Source organism: Streptomyces diversicolor, from assembly GCF_057537855.1.
Genome location: NZ_BAAJXA010000015.1, coordinates 140,655 through 156,883 on the forward strand (window position 1 = coordinate 140,655; position 16,229 = coordinate 156,883).

14 protein-coding genes are annotated in these 16,229 nt (G+C 72.8%); 9 read left to right on the forward strand and 5 right to left on the reverse strand.

Going from position 1 to position 16,229, the window contains the following annotated elements; translation table 11 throughout:
• Positions 1 to 12: 12 nt before the first annotated feature.
• Complete coding sequence (locus tag AC27LF_RS19655) at positions 13 to 279, reverse strand: DUF397 domain-containing protein (protein ID WP_479657436.1); 267 nt, start codon at positions 277 to 279, stop codon at positions 13 to 15.
• Positions 239 to 1,093, reverse strand: a complete 855-nt coding sequence (locus tag AC27LF_RS19660) for a helix-turn-helix domain-containing protein (RefSeq protein ID WP_479657435.1) — start codon at positions 1,091 to 1,093, stop codon at positions 239 to 241. Before AC27LF_RS19660 ends, AC27LF_RS19655 begins: the two co-directional genes overlap by 41 nt.
• A 111-nt stretch (positions 1,094 to 1,204) precedes the next feature.
• Here AC27LF_RS19660 and AC27LF_RS19665 point away from each other — a divergent pair, with 111 nt between their 5' ends.
• The 7 genes from AC27LF_RS19665 (at position 1,205) to AC27LF_RS19695 (ending at position 9,863) form a co-directional block, all read left to right on the forward strand.
• Complete coding sequence (locus AC27LF_RS19665; RefSeq protein ID WP_479657434.1) at positions 1,205 to 2,008, forward strand: TIGR03084 family metal-binding protein; 804 nt, start codon at positions 1,205 to 1,207, stop codon at positions 2,006 to 2,008.
• Complete coding sequence (locus AC27LF_RS19670) at positions 2,005 to 3,681, forward strand: acyclic terpene utilization AtuA family protein (protein ID WP_479657433.1); 1,677 nt, start codon at positions 2,005 to 2,007, stop codon at positions 3,679 to 3,681. The genes AC27LF_RS19665 and AC27LF_RS19670 overlap by 4 nt, the downstream gene beginning before the upstream one ends.
• Positions 3,678 to 5,276, forward strand: coding sequence for an acyl-CoA carboxylase subunit beta (locus AC27LF_RS19675; RefSeq protein ID WP_479657432.1), 1,599 nt, complete (start codon positions 3,678 to 3,680; stop codon positions 5,274 to 5,276). Before AC27LF_RS19670 ends, AC27LF_RS19675 begins: the two co-directional genes overlap by 4 nt.
• Positions 5,277 to 5,286: 10 nt before the next feature.
• Positions 5,287 to 7,173: an acetyl/propionyl/methylcrotonyl-CoA carboxylase subunit alpha gene (locus AC27LF_RS19680; RefSeq protein WP_479657431.1), complete on the forward strand. Its 1,887-nt coding sequence runs from the start codon at positions 5,287 to 5,289 to the stop codon at positions 7,171 to 7,173.
• Positions 7,170 to 8,366: an acyl-CoA dehydrogenase family protein gene (locus AC27LF_RS19685; protein WP_479657430.1), complete on the forward strand. Its 1,197-nt coding sequence runs from the start codon at positions 7,170 to 7,172 to the stop codon at positions 8,364 to 8,366. The genes AC27LF_RS19680 and AC27LF_RS19685 overlap by 4 nt, the downstream gene beginning before the upstream one ends.
• A gap of 175 nt (positions 8,367 to 8,541) precedes the next feature.
• The gene (locus AC27LF_RS19690; RefSeq protein ID WP_479657429.1) at positions 8,542 to 9,276 is read left to right on the forward strand and encodes an enoyl-CoA hydratase family protein; all 735 of its coding nucleotides are present in this window, start codon (positions 8,542 to 8,544) and stop codon (positions 9,274 to 9,276) included.
• On the forward strand, positions 9,264 to 9,863 hold the full coding sequence (locus AC27LF_RS19695) for a TetR/AcrR family transcriptional regulator (protein ID WP_479657428.1): 600 nt from the start codon (positions 9,264 to 9,266) through the stop codon (positions 9,861 to 9,863). The genes AC27LF_RS19690 and AC27LF_RS19695 overlap by 13 nt, the downstream gene beginning before the upstream one ends.
• A gap of 94 nt (positions 9,864 to 9,957) precedes the next feature.
• On the opposite strand, the gene pdxH is transcribed toward AC27LF_RS19695, so the two are convergent.
• Entirely contained in the window at positions 9,958 to 10,650 is a 693-nt protein-coding gene (gene pdxH / locus AC27LF_RS19700) for a pyridoxamine 5'-phosphate oxidase (protein WP_479657427.1), read from the reverse strand.
• 214 nt (positions 10,651 to 10,864) lie between these two features.
• Between pdxH and AC27LF_RS19705 the strand changes: the two genes are divergently transcribed.
• Entirely contained in the window at positions 10,865 to 11,965 is a 1,101-nt protein-coding gene (locus AC27LF_RS19705) for a citrate synthase 2 (protein WP_479657426.1), read from the forward strand.
• 130 nt (positions 11,966 to 12,095) lie between these two features.
• Here the strand turns inward: AC27LF_RS19705 and AC27LF_RS19710 are convergent, their stop codons facing one another.
• Positions 12,096 to 13,055, reverse strand: a complete 960-nt coding sequence (locus AC27LF_RS19710) for an isopenicillin N synthase family dioxygenase (protein ID WP_479657425.1) — start codon at positions 13,053 to 13,055, stop codon at positions 12,096 to 12,098.
• A 684-nt stretch (positions 13,056 to 13,739) separates the two neighbouring features.
• Here AC27LF_RS19710 and AC27LF_RS19715 point away from each other — a divergent pair.
• The gene (locus AC27LF_RS19715) at positions 13,740 to 15,158 is read left to right on the forward strand and encodes a PAS domain-containing protein (RefSeq protein WP_479657424.1); all 1,419 of its coding nucleotides are present in this window, start codon (positions 13,740 to 13,742) and stop codon (positions 15,156 to 15,158) included.
• Positions 15,159 to 15,376: 218 nt separating this feature from the next.
• Here the strand turns inward: AC27LF_RS19715 and AC27LF_RS19720 are convergent, their stop codons facing one another.
• On the reverse strand, positions 15,377 to 16,132 hold the full coding sequence (locus AC27LF_RS19720; protein ID WP_479657423.1) for an SIS domain-containing protein: 756 nt from the start codon (positions 16,130 to 16,132) through the stop codon (positions 15,377 to 15,379).
• Positions 16,133 to 16,229: the final 97 nt, after the last annotated feature.

Here is a 16,229-nt window from a genome sequence, read left to right on the forward strand (position 1 = left end):
TCCCGTGTTGGGTTACCGCGCGGCGTGAGCCAGGAAGTCGGCCCACGCGGCCGGTGTGAAGGTCATGTGCGCTCCGGTGGGCTGCTTGGAGTCGCGGACGGCTATGTGGGGGGTCAGGTCGGCGACCTCGACGCACTGCCCGCCGGTGTCTCCGCTGTACGACGACTTGCGCCAGGTTGCGGTGCCGAGGGGGGCGCATTCGACGCATTCGCCTCCGGTGCCTCCGCTGTAAGACGACTTACGCCAACGTGCTTCCGTGAGATGCCGGTTGTTTTGCATAGCGTTCCTCCCGTACGCGGGCGATCAGGTTGGCCGAGTCCTCAATGGAGAGAGCTGTGGCCTGAAGATGATCGTAACGATGCGAACAGTCCCTGACGATACTCACATTGGCCGTCACGAACCCGGAGTCGTAGTTCTCGGAGTAAGTGATGTCGGCGTGATCGTTGAAGCGCATCACTGTGAACCCGCCTGCTGTTGCAGGATGTTGGCCCACTCCCAACGGCAACACCTGCAAGCGCACCTCACGCCGGTCTCGGAAAGACAGCAGGTGCGTAAGTTGCTCCCGCATGACCCCCCGGCCGCCGAACGGTCTGTGCAGTACGACCTCGTCCAGCACCACCCACACCAGCGGCGCTTGCTTCCGGGTGAGGATCTGTTGCCGCTCCAGCCGAGCCGCCACCTGCTCGTCCGGCCTTTCCGCCAGGCCCGCCTCCAGCACGGCGCGCGCGTACTCGGGGGTCTGGAGGAGGCCGTACACCACCTGTGCCTGATAGGTGGCGATGCTCGTTGCCCTCGCCTCCATCTCCGCATACGGCTGGAACCAGCTCGGCAACTGGTTCCGCAGGACCAACCCCACCAGCCGTGAGAACAAGCCGTCCGTTCCCAGGGCCGCGTCCACCCGTTCGGAGAACTCTCTCTGCGGCACCCTTGCCGCGCATTCGATCTGGCCGATCAGTGACCCCGTGCAGAAGACGATCGAGCCCAACTGCGCCAGCGTCAGCCCCGCTGCTTCCCGTGCCCGGCGCAACTCGTAGCCGTAGTAGTCCAACGGCGATGCGCTGGGGTCCAGTTCGCGGCTTCGCACATCCACCACCTCCTTTCACTGAGAGTAGCGAAGGCCGAACACGCAGGTACCGGCGTTGTGGAAAACCAATTCATGCAAGCGTGCTTGATTGTTTCTGGGGGTGCTGCCATGCTCCTCCGCATGGCCGACCCCATGCCCGTCCTTGACGATCTGCGCGCAGAGAGCCAGCAACTGGACCGGCTTGTCAGCGCGTTGGAGCCGACAGGCTGGGCGCTCGCCACCCCCGCGCCGGGCTGGACCGTCGCGCACCAGATCGCGCACCTCGCCTGGACCGACCGTTCCGCGCTGCTCGCGGTCACCGACGCGGACGCGTTCCGGGGGCTGGCCGAGAAGGCCCTCGCCGCACCGGAGACATTCGTGGACGAGGGCGCGGCGGACGGGGCCCGGGAGGCGCCCGACGCGCTGCTGGCGCGGTGGCGCAAGGGGCGGACCGTGCTCGAAGAGGCCCTGCGTGCCGCGCCCGTCGGCGCGCGTTTCCCCTGGTACGGCCCGCCCATGTCGGCGGCATCCATGGCCACCGGCCGACTCATGGAGACCTGGGCCCACGGCCAGGACGTGGCGGACGCCCTGGGTGTGGTCCGCACCCCCACCGACCGGCTGAAGCATGTGGTCCGCATCGGTGTGCGGGCCCGGGACTTCGCCTTCGCCGCCCATGGGCTGCCCGCACCCGCCGAGGAGTTCCGGGTGGAGGTCGTCGGCCCGTCCGGTGAGGTCTGGGCGTACGGCCCCGAGGACGCCGCGCAACGCGTCACCGGGCCCGCGCTCGACTTCTGTCTCCTGGTCACCCAGCGTGCCCACCGGGCCGACCTCGCGGTGCGTGCGGTGGGTGCCGACGCCGACCGCTGGCTGGACATCGCGCAGGCGTTCGCGGGGCCGCCGGGTGCCGGGCGGGAGCCCCGGCGCGGGCCGGGGGAGCGGTCGTGACCGAGCCGCTGCGCATAGGCAACGCCTCCGGTTTCTACGGCGACCGGTTCGACGCGATGCGCGAGATGCTGACCGGCGGCGAACTGGACGTGCTGACCGGCGACTACCTCGCCGAGCTGACGATGCTGATCCTGGCCCGGGACCGGCTGAAGGACCCGGGCGCCGGGTACGCGCGTACCTTCCTGCGGCAGTTGGAGGACTGCCTCGGGCTCGCGCACGAGCGCTCGGTCCGGATCGTGACCAATGCAGGCGGCCTCAATCCCGCCGGACTCGCCGACGCCGTACGGGCGTTGGCGGACCGGCTCGGTGTCCCGGTGCGGGTCGCGCACGTGGCGGGCGACGACCTGACCGCCGCCCACCCGGGCCTGGCCGCCCACGCCTATCTGGGCGGCTTCGGCATCGCGGAGTGCCTGCGGGCCGGCGCCGACATCGTGGTCACCGGGCGGGTGACCGACGCGGCGCTGGTCACCGGGCCGGCCGCCGCGCACTTCGGCTGGGCGCCCACGGAGTACGACCGGCTCGCGGGCGCCGTGGTCGCCGGACATGTGCTGGAGTGCGGTGCGCAGGCCACCGGCGGCAACTACGCCTTCTTCGCCGAGGGTGACGTCCGCCGTCCCGGCTTCCCGCTCGCCGAGATCCACGAGGACGGCACCGCCGTCGTCACCAAGCACCCCGGCACCGGCGGCTTCGTGGACGTCGGCACGGTCACGGCCCAGTTGCTGTACGAGACGGGCGGCGCCCGGTACGCGGGGCCGGACGTCACCGCGCGCCTTGACACCGTACGGCTCACCCAGGAGGGACCCGACCGGGTGCGGGTCGAGGGCGTACGCGGGGAGGCTCCGCCGCCGGCCCTGAAGGTCGGCGTCAACCGGCTCGGCGGCTTCCGCAACGAGGTCGTCTTCGTGCTGACCGGGCTCGACATCGAGGCCAAGGCGGCGCTGGTGCGCGAGCAGATGGCCGACGCGCTCGCCAAGTCCCCGCCCGCGCAGGTGCGGTGGGAGCTGGTCCGCACCGACCGGGCGGACGCGGACACCGAGGAGGCAGCGAGTGCGCTGCTGCGGCTCGTCGTCAGGGACGATGATCAGGAGGTCGTCGGGCGGGCGCTCAGCGGTGCCGCCGTCGAGCTGGCGCTGGCCAGTTACCCCGGCTTCCATGTGCTCGCACCCCCGGGGAAGGGCACACCGTATGGGGTCTTCGAGGATGTGTACGTCCCCCATGGTGCCGTCGACCATGTGGCAGTCCTCTACGACGGGCGCCGTATCCCCGTGCCGGGACCCCAGGACACCCGGGTGCTCGATGCCGTACCGGAGCCGGACCCGCCGGCGCCGCCGCCCGCCGGGCCGACCCGCCGGGCCCCGCTGGGGCTGGTCGCCGGGGCCCGCAGCGGCGACAAGGGCGGCAACGCCAACGTCGGCGTCTGGGTCCGTACCGACGACGCCTGGCGGTGGCTGGTGCACGAGCTGACCGCCGACAGATTCAGGCAGTTGATACCCGAGAGCCGGCCGCTGGCCGTGACCCGTCATGTGCTGCCCGGCCTGCGCGCCCTCAACTTCACCGTGGAGGGCATCCTCGGCGCGGGCGTCGCCGCCCAGCATCGTTTCGACCCGCAGGCCAAGGCCCTCGGCGAATGGCTGCGCTCCCGCCACCTGGACATCCCGGAGGCCCTGCTGTGACGGTCCTTTCCTCCGCCGTCGACGTGCGCGGCGCCGACCACCGGGCGAACCGCGAGGCCATGCTCGCGAAACTCGCCGAACTGGACGCCGAGCACGCGAAGGCCCTCGCCGGCGGCGGCCCGAAGTACGTGGAGCGGCACCGGCGGCGCGGCAAGCTGCTCGCCCGCGAGCGCGTCGAGCTGCTGCTGGATGCGGACACGCCGTTCCTGGAGCTGTCGCCGCTGGCCGCCTGGGGCAGCGACCACACCGTGGGCGCGTCCCTGGTCACCGGCATTGGCGTGGTCGAAGGCGTCGAGTGCCTGATCACCGCGAACGACCCGACCGTGCGCGGCGGCGCCAGCAACCCGTGGAGCCTGAAGAAGGCACTGCGCGCCAACGACATCGCGCTCGCCAACCGGCTGCCCTGCGTCAGCCTGGTGGAGTCGGGCGGCGCCGATCTGCCCTCGCAGAAGGAGATCTTCATCCCCGGGGGCGCCGTCTTCCGGGACCTGACCCGGCTGTCCGCCGCCGGCATTCCCACCCTTGCCGTCGTCTTCGGGAACTCCACCGCCGGCGGCGCCTACATCCCCGGCATGTCCGACCACGTGATCATGGTCAAGGAGCGGGCGAAGGTGTTCCTCGGCGGTCCGCCGCTGGTGAAGATGGCCACCGGGGAGGAGAGCGACGACGAGTCCCTGGGCGGCGCGGAGATGCACGCGCGCGTGTCGGGACTCGCCGACCACTTCGCCGTGGACGAACGGGACGCCCTGCGGCAGGCGCGGCGCGTGGTGGCCCGCCTCAACCACCGCAAGGCGTACCCCGATCCGGGGCCGGCCGAGCCGCCGAAGCACGACCCGGAGGACCTGCTCGGCATCGTCCCGGGCGACCTGAGGGCCCCCTTCGACCCGCGCGAGGTGATCGCCCGGATCGTCGACGGCTCCGACTTCGACGAGTTCAAACCGCTGTACGGGACGAGCCTGACGACCGGCTGGGCCGCTCTGCACGGCTACCCGCTGGGCATCCTCGCCAACGCGCAGGGCGTGCTGTTCAGTGCGGAGTCGCAGAAGGCCGCCCAGTTCATCCAGCTCGCCAACCAGCGCGACATCCCGCTGCTGTTCCTGCACAACACCACCGGTTACATGGTCGGCAGGGAGTACGAGCAGGGCGGCATCATCAAGCACGGCGCGATGATGATCAACGCGGTCAGCAACTCCACGGTGCCGCATCTGTCGGTCCTCATGGGCGCCTCCTACGGCGCCGGGCACTACGGCATGTGCGGACGCGCCTACGACCCGCGCTTCCTGTTCGCCTGGCCCAGCGCCAAGTCGGCCGTCATGGGCCCGCAGCAGCTGGCCGGGGTGCTGTCGATCGTGGCCCGCCAGTCGGCCGCCGCCAAGGGACAGCCCTACGACGAGGACGCCGACGGGGCGCTGCGCGCCATGGTGGAGCAGCAGATCGAGGCCGAGTCGCTGCCGATGTTCCTGTCCGGGCGGCTGTACGACGACGGCGTCATCGACCCGCGCGACACCCGTACCGTCCTCGGCCTGTGCCTGTCAGCCCTGCACACCGCGCCCTACCAGGGTGCGCGGGGCGGCTTCGGCGTCTTCCGGATGTGAGGGACCAGCCGTGATCACTTCTGTCCTTGTGGCCAACCGGGGCGAGATCGCCTGCCGGATCTTCCGCACCTGCCGCGACCTGGGCATCCGGACCATCGCCGTGCACTCGGACGCCGACGAGAACGCCCTGCACGCGCGCGTGGCCGACACCGCGGTACGCCTCGCGGGCGCCGCGCCCGCCGAGACGTATCTGCGGGGCGACCTGATCGTGAAGGCCGCCGTGGCCGCCGGCGCGGACGCCGTGCACCCCGGCTACGGCTTCCTCGCCGAGAACGCCGGTTTCGCGCGCGCCGTGCTCGACGCCGGCCTGGTCTGGATCGGGCCGCCGCCGGAGGCGATCGAGGCGATGGCCTCCAAGACGCGCGCCAAGGAGCTGATGGGTCTCGCGCCGCTGCGCGAGGTCACCGCGGCCGATCTGCCGGTGCTGGTGAAGGCTGCGGCGGGCGGCGGGGGCCGTGGCATGCGGATCGTGCGCCACCTGGACCGGCTCGACGCGGCCCTGGAGGCCGCGCGGGCCGAGGCGGCGAGCGCGTTCGGGGACGGCGAGGTCTTCGTCGAGCCGTACGTCGAGGACGGCCGCCATGTCGAGGTGCAGATCCTCGCCGACGCGCACGGCACGGTGTGGACGCTCGGCACCCGCGACTGCTCACTCCAGCGCCGCCACCAGAAGGTGATCGAGGAGGCCCCCGCGCCCGGTCTGGAGCCGGCCCTCACCGACGAGCTGTACGGGCTGGCCGAGCGTGCCGCCCGCCGTGTCGCCTATGTGGGCGCCGGCACCGTCGAGTTCCTGGTCGCCGGGCACAAGGCCCACTTCCTGGAGATGAACACCCGCCTCCAGGTCGAACACCCGGTCACGGAAGCCGTGTTCGGCATCGACCTGGTGGCCGAGCAGATCCGCGTCGCCGAAGGCCACGCGCTGGCCGACCGGCCGCCACGCGCGCGTGGGCATGCGATCGAGGCCCGCCTGTACGCCGAGGACCCGGCCCGCGAATGGGCGCCGCAGACCGGCACCCTGCACCGTCTGGCCGTACCGGACGGCATCCGCCTCGACGCCGGCTACGCCGACGGCGACACCATCGGCGTCCACTACGACCCGATGCTCGCCAAGGCCGTCGCCCACGCCCCCACGCGCGCGGAGGCGATCCGCCGGCTGTCCGGCGCCCTGGAGCGGGCGGCCGTGCACGGCCCGGTCACCAACCGCGACCTGCTCGTACGGTCCCTGCGGCACCCGGAGTTCACGGCGGCCCGCATGGACACCGGCTTCTACGACCGTCACCTCGCGGACCTCACCGCGCCGGCCCCCGACCCGTACGCCCCGCTGGCCGCCGCCCTCGCCGACGCGCACGGCCGTTCCCGGTTCGGCGGCTGGCGCAATCTGCCCTCGCAGCCGCAGACCAAGCGCTATCTGATGGCCGGCGAGGAGCACGAGGTCCGCTACCGGCACACCCGCCAGGGCCTCGCGGCCGACGGCGTGCGGGTGGTGCGCGCCGACGCGGGGACGGTCGTACTCGAAGTGGACGGCGTACAGCGGCGCTTCGAGATCGCCCGCTACGGCGACCGGGTGCACGTCAACGCCACCGCCCTGACGGCCCTGCCCCGGTTCCCGGAGCCGACGGCCCGGCCGGCCCCCGGCTCCCTGCTGGCCCCGATGCCCGGCACGGTCGTCCGGATCGCCGAGGGCCTGACCGAGGGCGCCCCCGTACAGGCGGGACAGCCCCTGATCTGGCTGGAGGCGATGAAGATGCAGCACCGGATCGCGGCGCCCGGCCCAGGCACCCTCAGTGCCCTGCACGCCAGGCCGGGACAGCAGGTGGAGCCGGGCACGGTGCTGGCGGTGGTCGAACCAACCCAGGAGCGCGAGCAGTCACGGACAAGCCGACGCGGAGGTACCGCATGACCGCCCTCATCGAGTCCGAAGAGCACAAGGCGCTGCGGGCCGCCGTGGCCGCCCTCGGCGCACGCTACGGCCGCGCGTACCTCACGCGCGCCGTCGCCGAGGGCCGCCACCCCGCCGAACTGTGGTCCGAGGCGGGAAAGCTCGGCTACCTCGGCGTCAACCTGCCGGAGGCATACGGCGGCGGGGGCGGCGGCATCACCGAACTGGCCATCGTCCTTGAGGAGTTGGGCGCCGCCGGCTGCCCGCTGCTGATGCTGGTGGTCTCGCCCGCGATCTGCGGCACCGTCATCGCCCGCTTCGGCACCGAGGAGCAAAGACGCGCCTGGCTCCCCGGCATCGCCGACGGCACCCGCACCATGGCCTTCGGCATCACCGAGCCCGACGCCGGCTCCAACGCGCACCGCATCACCACCACCGCGCGCCGCGACCCCGCAAGCGGCGACTGGCTGCTGACAGGACGCAAGGTGTTCATCTCCGGGGTGGACATCGCCGACGCGGTACTGATCGTCGCCCGCACCGAGGATGCCCGAACGGGCCGTCTGAAGCCTTGCCTGTTCATCGTCCCGCGCGATGCAGAGGGCTTTGCCCGGCGGCCCATCGACATGGAACTCAGCGCCGCCGAGAAGCAGTTCGAACTCACCCTGGACGATGTGCGGCTGCCCGCCGGCGCGCTCATCGGTGAGGAGAGCGAGAAGGGTGGGGCGGGCGAGGCGGCGGACGCGGGTCTGCTGCACCTGTTCGCCGGGCTCAACCCGGAACGGATCATGACGGCCGCGTTCGCGATCGGCATGGGCCGCCACGCGCTGTCCAAGGCCGTCGCGTACGCCCGTGACCGCACCGTCTGGCAGACCCCCATCGGCGCCCACCAGGCCATCGCGCACCCCCTCGCGCAGGCGCACATCGACCTCGAACTGGCCCGGCTGATGACGCAGAAGGCCGCCCACCTCTACGACGCCGGCGACGACATCGGCGCCGGCGAGGCCGCCAACATGGCCAAGTACGCGGCCGGGGAAGCCTGCGTGAAGGCCGTCGACCAGGCCGTGCACACCCTCGGCGGCAACGGCCTCACCCGCGAGTTCGGCCTCGCCTCGCTGATCACGGCCGCACGCGTGGCGCGCATCGCCCCGGTGAGCCGCGAAATGATCCTCAACTACGTCTCCCACCAGACCCTCGGCCTCCCCAAGTCCTATTAGCCAGTCCGATCAGCCAGTCCTATTAGCCAGTCCGATTAGCCCCGTCCGGCCCCCGAGGAGTGACCGTGTTCCGCCCCTGCACACGAATACGGCACGTCACCTGCGTCGACGAGGTGTGCCGGTCCGGCTTCGGTGAGGTGCTTCGCCGTGGGCCGCGCGCGGTCGGGAGGCCGGTGTGACGCCGATCGGGCGTACGCGCGTGCGGGGCATCGAGACCGTCAGCCTGGACTCGGTCGACACCCGCAACGCCCTGTCGGCCGCCCTGGTCGGCGCTCTCGCGGACGCGCTGGCCGAATGCGCCGCCGACCCCGGCGTACGGGCCGTCGTCCTCACCCACACCGGCGGCACCTTCTGCGCCGGCGCCGACCTGCGCGACCCGCCCCACCCCGACACCGTCGTCGCGCTGCTGCGGCAGATCGTGGAACTCGACAAACCGGTCGTCGCCCGGATCACCGGACACGCCCGCGCGGGCGGCCTCGGCCTGCTCGCCGCCTGCGACATCGCGGCCGCCGCCACCGGGGCCACGTTCGCCTTCACCGAGGTACGCCTCGGGGTGGCACCGGCCGTCATCTCGCTGCCCGTGCTCCCACGCGCCGACCCGCGCGCCCTGGCCCGCTACTACCTCACCGGCGAACGCTTCGACGCCGCCGAAGCCACCCGCATCGGCCTGCTCACCCTCAGCGGGGACGACGTCGACGCGGCACTCACCCCCGTCCTCGACGGCCTGCGCAGATCCTCGCCCCAGGGCCTGACCGCGACGAAGCGCCTGCTCACGGCTAGGGTGCTGGAGACATTCGACCGGGCGGCGGCCGACCTGACCGCGCTCTCCGCCCGGCTGTTCTCCTCCGCGCAGGCCCGGGAGGGGATGACGGCCTTCCTCGAACGACGGGATGCCCCATGGGTGCTGTGACCGCAGTCGACCGCCTCCCCAAGCAGGACCGCAGCCGGGCCACCCGGCAGCGGCTGCTGGAGGCCGCCGTGGCCTGCCTCGCCGAGCACGGCTGGGCGGGCTCCACCGTCTCGGTCGTCGCCGAACGCGCGGGCGTCTCCCGTGGCGCCGCCCAGCACCACTTCCGCACCCGCGAGGACCTGTTCACGGCGGCCGTCGAATACGTCGCCGAGCAGCGGTCAGCCGCCCTGCGCGCCCTGTTCCCGGACGGCGCCGCGGCCCGCCCCGCCGTCGTCGCCGCCCTCGTCGACCTGTACACGGGCCCCCTGTTCCGCGCCGCCCTGCACCTGTGGGTCGCCGCCGGCGACGAGGAGCAGCTGCGGCCCCGGGTGACCGAACTGGAGGCCCGCGTCGGCCGCGAGACCCACCGGATAGCGGTGGAACTGCTCGGCGCCGACGAGTCCCGGCCCGGCGTCCGCGAAACCGTGCAGGGCCTGCTCGACATGGCCCGCGGCCTCGGCCTGGCCAACCTCCTCACCGACGACACAGCCCGCCGCGAACGCGTGGTCGCCCAGTGGACGATCCTCCTGGACGAAGCACTGACCTGAGCACCGCACACAGCCCCACCGCCACACCGCCGGCGGGCCGCGGAGGCCGGACGACGCGGGGACCGTCCCCAGGCGTACCTGGCGTGCCGGCCGGTCAGGGGCTCAGCCGTTCCAGCCGCCAGGAGCCGTCCGGTTCGGCGACGTAACGGAGCCGGTCGTGCAGCCGGTTCTCGCGGCCCTGCCAGAACTCGACCGTCTGCGGCGCGATGCGGAAACCGCCCCAGTTCGGCGGCACCGGCACCTGCTCGCCCTCCGGATAGCGGGCGGCCAACTCGGCGTAGGACGCCTCAAGACCGGCCCGGGACGGAATCACCGACGACTGGGCGCTGGCCCAGGCACCCAGCTGCGAACCATGCGGACGGGTGCGGAAATAGGCGGCCGTCTCGTCGCGGCCGGTACGCCGGGCGATACCCGAGACGACGACCTGGCGGGCGATCGGATGCCAGGGGAACACCACGGACACATACGGGTTCGCGGCCAGCTCACGGGCCTTGCGGGAGTCGTAGTTGGTGTAGAAGACGAAGCCGTACTCGTCGTACTCCTTCAGCAGGACCGTCCGGGAGCTGGGACGGCCCTCGGCGTCCGCCGTGGAGAGGACCATGGCGTTCGGCTCGTAGAGCGTGCCGTGCGCCGCGGCCAGCGCGGCATGCTCGAACCAGCGGGCGAACTGGTCCATCGGGTGCGCGGCCAGGTCGGTCTCGTCAAGACCTTCCACCCGGTAGTGCTTGCGCATGGCGGCGGGATCGAGAAGGGGATCGCGGTCGGTCACCCGGTCATCCTGCCGCATACCCGTCCGCACCCGTATGGCACCCAGTGCCGCGGACCCTCCCCAACGCCGACACCCGGGGTTATGGTGCTGATGCCCCGGTGGTCGGGTGAGCATCGGCCGACCGGAGCATCGCCGGGGTGACCGCCCGGACCGCGAGTCCTGAGAGCGACCGTGGAACCGTGGTGGTAGCCGCGTCCCGTCCCGCGCCGTACACACCACGAGGAGCCGCCCCATGTCCGACTTCGTACCCGGGCTCGAAGGAGTCGTCGCGTTCGAGACGGAGATCGCCGAACCGGACAAGGAGGGCGGCGCCCTGCGCTACCGGGGCGTCGACATCGAGGAACTGGTGGGTCACGTCTCCTTCGGGAACGTATGGGGGCTGCTCGTGGACGGCGCCTTCAACCCCGGCCTGCCGCCCGCGGAGCCGTTCCCGATCCCCGTGCACTCCGGCGACATCCGGGTCGACGTGCAGTCGGCGCTCGCCATGCTCGCCCCGGTGTGGGGACTGAAACCGCTGCTCGACATCGACGAGGAGCAGGCCCGCGACGACCTCGCACGCGCCGCCGTGATGGCCCTGTCCTACGTCGCCCAGTCGGCACGCGGCCAGACCCTGCCGATGGTGCCGCAACGGGAGATCGACAAGGCGCGGACGATCGTCGAGCGGTTCATGATCCGCTGGCGCGGCGAGCCGGACCCCAAGCATGTCGCGGCCGTCGACGCCTACTGGACCTCCGCCGCCGAACACGGCATGAACGCCTCCACCTTCACCGCCCGCGTCATCGCCTCCACCGGCGCCGACGTGGCCGCCGCGCTGTCCGGCGCGGTGGGCGCCATGTCGGGCCCGCTGCACGGCGGCGCACCCTCCCGGGTCCTCGGGATGATCGAGGAGATCGAGCGGACCGGCGACGCCGAGGCGTACGTCAGGCAGGCCCTGGACCGGGGCGAGCGGCTGATGGGCTTCGGACACCGGGTGTACCGCGCCGAGGACCCCCGCGCGCGCGTGCTGCGCCGCACCGCCCGTGAGCTGGGCGCGCCGCGCTACGAGATCGCCGAGGCACTGGAGAAGGCGGCCCTGGAGGAACTGCACAACCGCCGCCCGGACCGGGTCCTCGCCACCAACGTCGAGTTCTGGGCGGCGATCATGCTGGATTTCGCCGAGGTGCCCGCGCAGATGTTCACCTCGATGTTCACCTGCGCCCGGACCGCGGGATGGTCGGCGCACATCCTGGAGCAGAAGCGGACGGGACGCCTGGTGCGGCCCTCGGCACGCTATGTGGGGCCCGGACCGCGCAGCCCCCGCGAGGTCGCGGGATACGAGGCCATCGCCCGCTGAGGGCCGGGTCGACGGGCGCCGGTTCGACCGCGGCACGGCCCGCGGCGCGCTCCTCCATGCCGGGCGAGGGTCAGGGCGAGCGGCGCGGCGCGGCGGCCATCCGGGCCCGGCGGTCCCCCCGGGACGCTCCTCACGCCGGTACGAGCAGACTCCCGTGGTGGCGCCGGGCCACCCGCGGGTGGGCCCGCAGCTCGCCCCTCAGCGCGTGGTGGCCGTACTCGGCGCGCAGCGGGCCGTCCGGGGCGGCGGTGAGGCCGGGCGCCGCGCCCGCGTACGGGAACGGCAGCGGCGCCACGCGCGCGTCCAGCCGCGGGGCGCAGACGAACGCGACGGAGAAGCGCGGGGCGGGGCCCATGACCTGAGGGTCGGCGGCGACCAGATAGCCGTCGGTCGCCGCCTCCAGCAGGTCGCCTACGCCGACGACGAAGGCGCCGTCCAGCGGCACCGCGTCGGGGGAGCCGCCGACGGTGTCCTGGAGCAGCAGCGTCAGAAAGCCCCGGTCCCGGTGCGCGCCGCCGTCCCGGCAGGTGTCGCCGCCCGCGTTCCCCAGATGGCGTACGAGCCTGAGGTGCGGGTGGGCGCGGTCGCCGAGTACGGGGTCGTAGAAGCCGGCGGGAGCGCCGATCGCCGTGAGCAGTGCGCGCAGCAGCCGCCGGGCCACGCCGCCGAGCCGGTCGATCCAGGCGAGGGCGGCGGTACGCAGTGCGGGGAGGGCCGCGGGCCACTGGTTGGGGCCCTCAAGCCACCCGTACGCGGGCTCCCCGGGACCGGGGGCGCACGCCGGGCGCTCCGGACCCATGGCGAACTCCTCGCGCCGGCCGGCCCCGCCGGTGTAGCCGCGGAAGTGCGGCGAGTTGACCTTGTCCAGGGCGAGCCGGTCGGCCTCGGGCAGGGCGAAGAAGGCACGCGTCGCAGTGAGCAGCGCCTCCCTCTCGGGCCGGGGCACGCCGTGCCCGATGAGCTGGAAGGAGCCGGCGTCGTGGGCGGCGCTGTGCAGTTGCGCGCGCAGCAGGGCCCGGGCCTGCGGTCCGCGGTCGGCGGCCGACAGATCGATGATGGGCAGGTGGTCGTACGACGGGGGATGCGTCATGGGGGTGCGTCCGCGGGGTGTACGGGGCCGGGCAGCCGTCAAGGGTGGGCGCGGCCGTGGGTGCCTCGGCGGGAAGAGACGGGAAGAGACGGAAGAGCCGCGTTCGGAACGGGCGTGAGGGGCCGGTCAGGCGGTGCGCCGACACGCCATGCTCGTGACGCGCAGAAAGTCCACATGACGGCGCCGAACGAGCATCGCAAGCATGGGCCAAGGGTAACGCCCCTCCCCTCGGCGGTCGCTACCGCAGACGCAGACGACCCGCGGACTCGGGTCCTCCGTCGAACGACGAAGAAGCCGGCCGGACGTACCGGCGAGCCCGCGGGTCGGGTGACTGCGTTGGATTAGGCCGGCTGCGTGTCGCTTGCCCACGCTGGTCCGGCACCGCACTCGGTGTGGTGGCGGGCCGCTAGCCCGCAGCCACCTCGCGCGTCCGGGTTTCACTCATGTACCCGATCACCTCCTTTCTCACGTACCGATCACCTTAAGAAGGGGGCGGCGGGTGTTCAAGGGATTTTCTGAGGCGTTGACGACCCCCTTGCGGCGAAGGGAGCCTGGTAGCGGGTGTACAACGATTCTTTCAATCTTGCGGGAACCAAGTGTGTGCTGTGTCACGTTCGAGTTGAATGAAAGGCGGAGAGCGAATTTTCGCGCCGTGTGTGCGGACGCAGCCTGCAGGGGGTCCAGGTGAGTGCTTCCCGGCGTAGTGGGACCACCGACGAACTGGGGCCGGACGAGCCCGAGCGGGACGGTGGCGCCGGCGTATCCGGTCCGGAGGACCCGGGCGGCTCCGATCTGCTCGCCGCGCTGCTGGACGGGATGGACGCGGCGCTGTGCGCCTTCGACGCGGACGGCGTGGTCACCCACTGGAACCGGGAGGCGGAGCGGATCCTCGGCTGGACCGCCGCCGAGGCGGTGGGGCGGCAGGGGTTCGCGGGCTGGGCGGTGCGTAGCGCCGACGCCGAGGAGGTCGAGGGCCGGCTGCTGTCCGCGATGCATGCGCCCGGCCGGCAGGTGCATGAGTTCGCGCTGGTCACCAAGGACGGCGGCCGGGTCCTGGTGCGCACCCAGTCCGCGGCGGTGCGCGGGCCGGACGGCAAGCCGGCCGGCGTGTACTGCGCCTTCAGCGAGGTGCACGCGCAGATCGACCTGGAGCGGTCGATCGCGCTGAGCGAGGCGCTGTTCGAGGACGCGGCGTGGGGGGTCGTGCTCGTCGACGCCGACCTGCGGCCCGCGGTCGTGAACGCGCACGCGGCACGGGCGCTGGGCATCGGGCGTACGTCGGCGCTCGGCCGGCCCCTGGGCGAACTGCTCGCACAGGGTGTGGAGGAGCTGGAGGGCGCGCTCACCCATGTGCTGGCCGAGGGCGCGCCGCCCGCGCCGGCCGAGATGTGGGTGGCGGTGCGCACCCCGGAGGGCGAGCGGCGGCGCTGCTGGCGCAGCGGCTTCCTGCGGCTCGCCTCGCCGCTCGCGGAGGAGCCGGTGCCGCTCGGGGTGGGCTGGATGTTCCAGGACGTGACCGAGGCCAAGCAGGGCGAACAGGAGGCGTCGCTGCTGCGCTTCCGCGCCAACCAGCTGCACCGGGCGGCCCGTGCGGCGGCCGAGTGCGAGGACCCGGCGGAGGCGGCGACCGTCCACCTCGACTTCGCGCTCGCCGGTTTCGCCGACCATGCGCTGATCGACCGGGTGGCGGGTCCGCCGCCGGGCGACGCCGGTGCGGCACGGGCGCGGCTGGTGCGGATCGCCGCGACCCCCTCCGGGGCGCCGGGGCCCAGCCTGCTCACCGGCGCGGCCGGGCTGCCGGTGCGTTACGAGGAGGGCCACCCCGCGCTGCAGTGCGTCGAGCGGGGCGGGACGGTGCGGGCCGACGCCGGCGACGTGTCCGCGGGGCGGGCCCGGGAGTGGGCGCTGGCCCGGCAGTGGCCCGGGGACTGTGTGCACGCGCTGTGCGCGGTGCTGCGCAGCCGGGGGCGCACGCTGGGTGTCGTGACGTTCCTGCGGGGCGCTGCCCGCGCGGGCTTCGAACGGGTCGACGCGACGTATGCGGAGGATGTGGCGGCCCGGATCGCTGCGGCGCTGGACCTTGCGGCTAGCTCCGCTGGTTGAGCCGTTCAACGGGCCGTCGTTTGGGTGCGGGTGCGTTGTGGTTGCTCGCGCCGTTCCCCGCGCCCCTTTGGGGGCCGTCTGTCGGGTGCGGGTGTGTTGTGGTTGGTCGCGCCGTTCCTCGCGCCCCTTTGGGGGCCGTCTGTCGGGTGCGGGTGTGTTGTGGCTGGTCGCGCCGTTCCTCGCGCCCCTTTGGGGCGCTCTTGGGGCGGCCTGGGTTGTTAGTGGTGGTAGAAGATTCGGTCTTGGTACTCGGTCATGATCTGGGTGTTCCAGTCGTGGCCGCCGTCGACGTTGCCGGAGCGCAGCAAGGGTGGTTCGGTGCCTCGGGCGGCGAGGGCCTGTGCCGTCGTGGCCATGACCGCCTGGAGCAGGGCCGCGGTGACGACGGTGGAGGCGGGGGCGAAGGGGGCCGGGATGCTGTCGAGGGTGAGTTCCGCGTCGCCGACCGCGATCTTCGAGTCGAGGACGATGTCGCAGTGGTCCTTCAGGAAGGTGCCGGAGGCGTGCCGGGAGGAGGTCTGCGCGGCGTACGCCACCGAGGTCACGCCGATGACCCTGGCCCCCAGGGCGCGGGCGTGCATCGCCATCTCCACCGGGAGGGCGTTGCGCCCGGACAGCGAGATGACCAGGAGGGCGTCGCCGGCCCGGAGGGGCGAGGTGTCAAGGACGGCGGTGGCCAGACCGTCGACGCGTTCGAGTGCGGAGCCGAGGGTGGCGGGGACGACGTCGACGCCGACCGCTCCGGGGACGGGAAGCAGGTTCATCAGGGCGAGACCGCCGGCCCGGTAGACGATGTCCTGGGCGGCGAGGGAGGAGTGGCCTGCGCCGAAGGCGAACAGCCGGCCGCCGGCCTCGACGGTGTCGGCGAGGAGCGTGCCGGCGGCTGCGATGGCCGCGGACTCCTCGTCACGGGCCCGTCGCAGCAGGCCGATGGCGGCGTCGAAGAACTGGTCGGCCGGTGTGCCCTCGCTCATGCGGTGCCCCTTCGCAGCGTCCGTGTCGCGGATCACCGTGCGGTCTGGACCAGTGCGCTGTCAATACGCGGTGGCACGGTCCGGGGCGCGCCGCGCA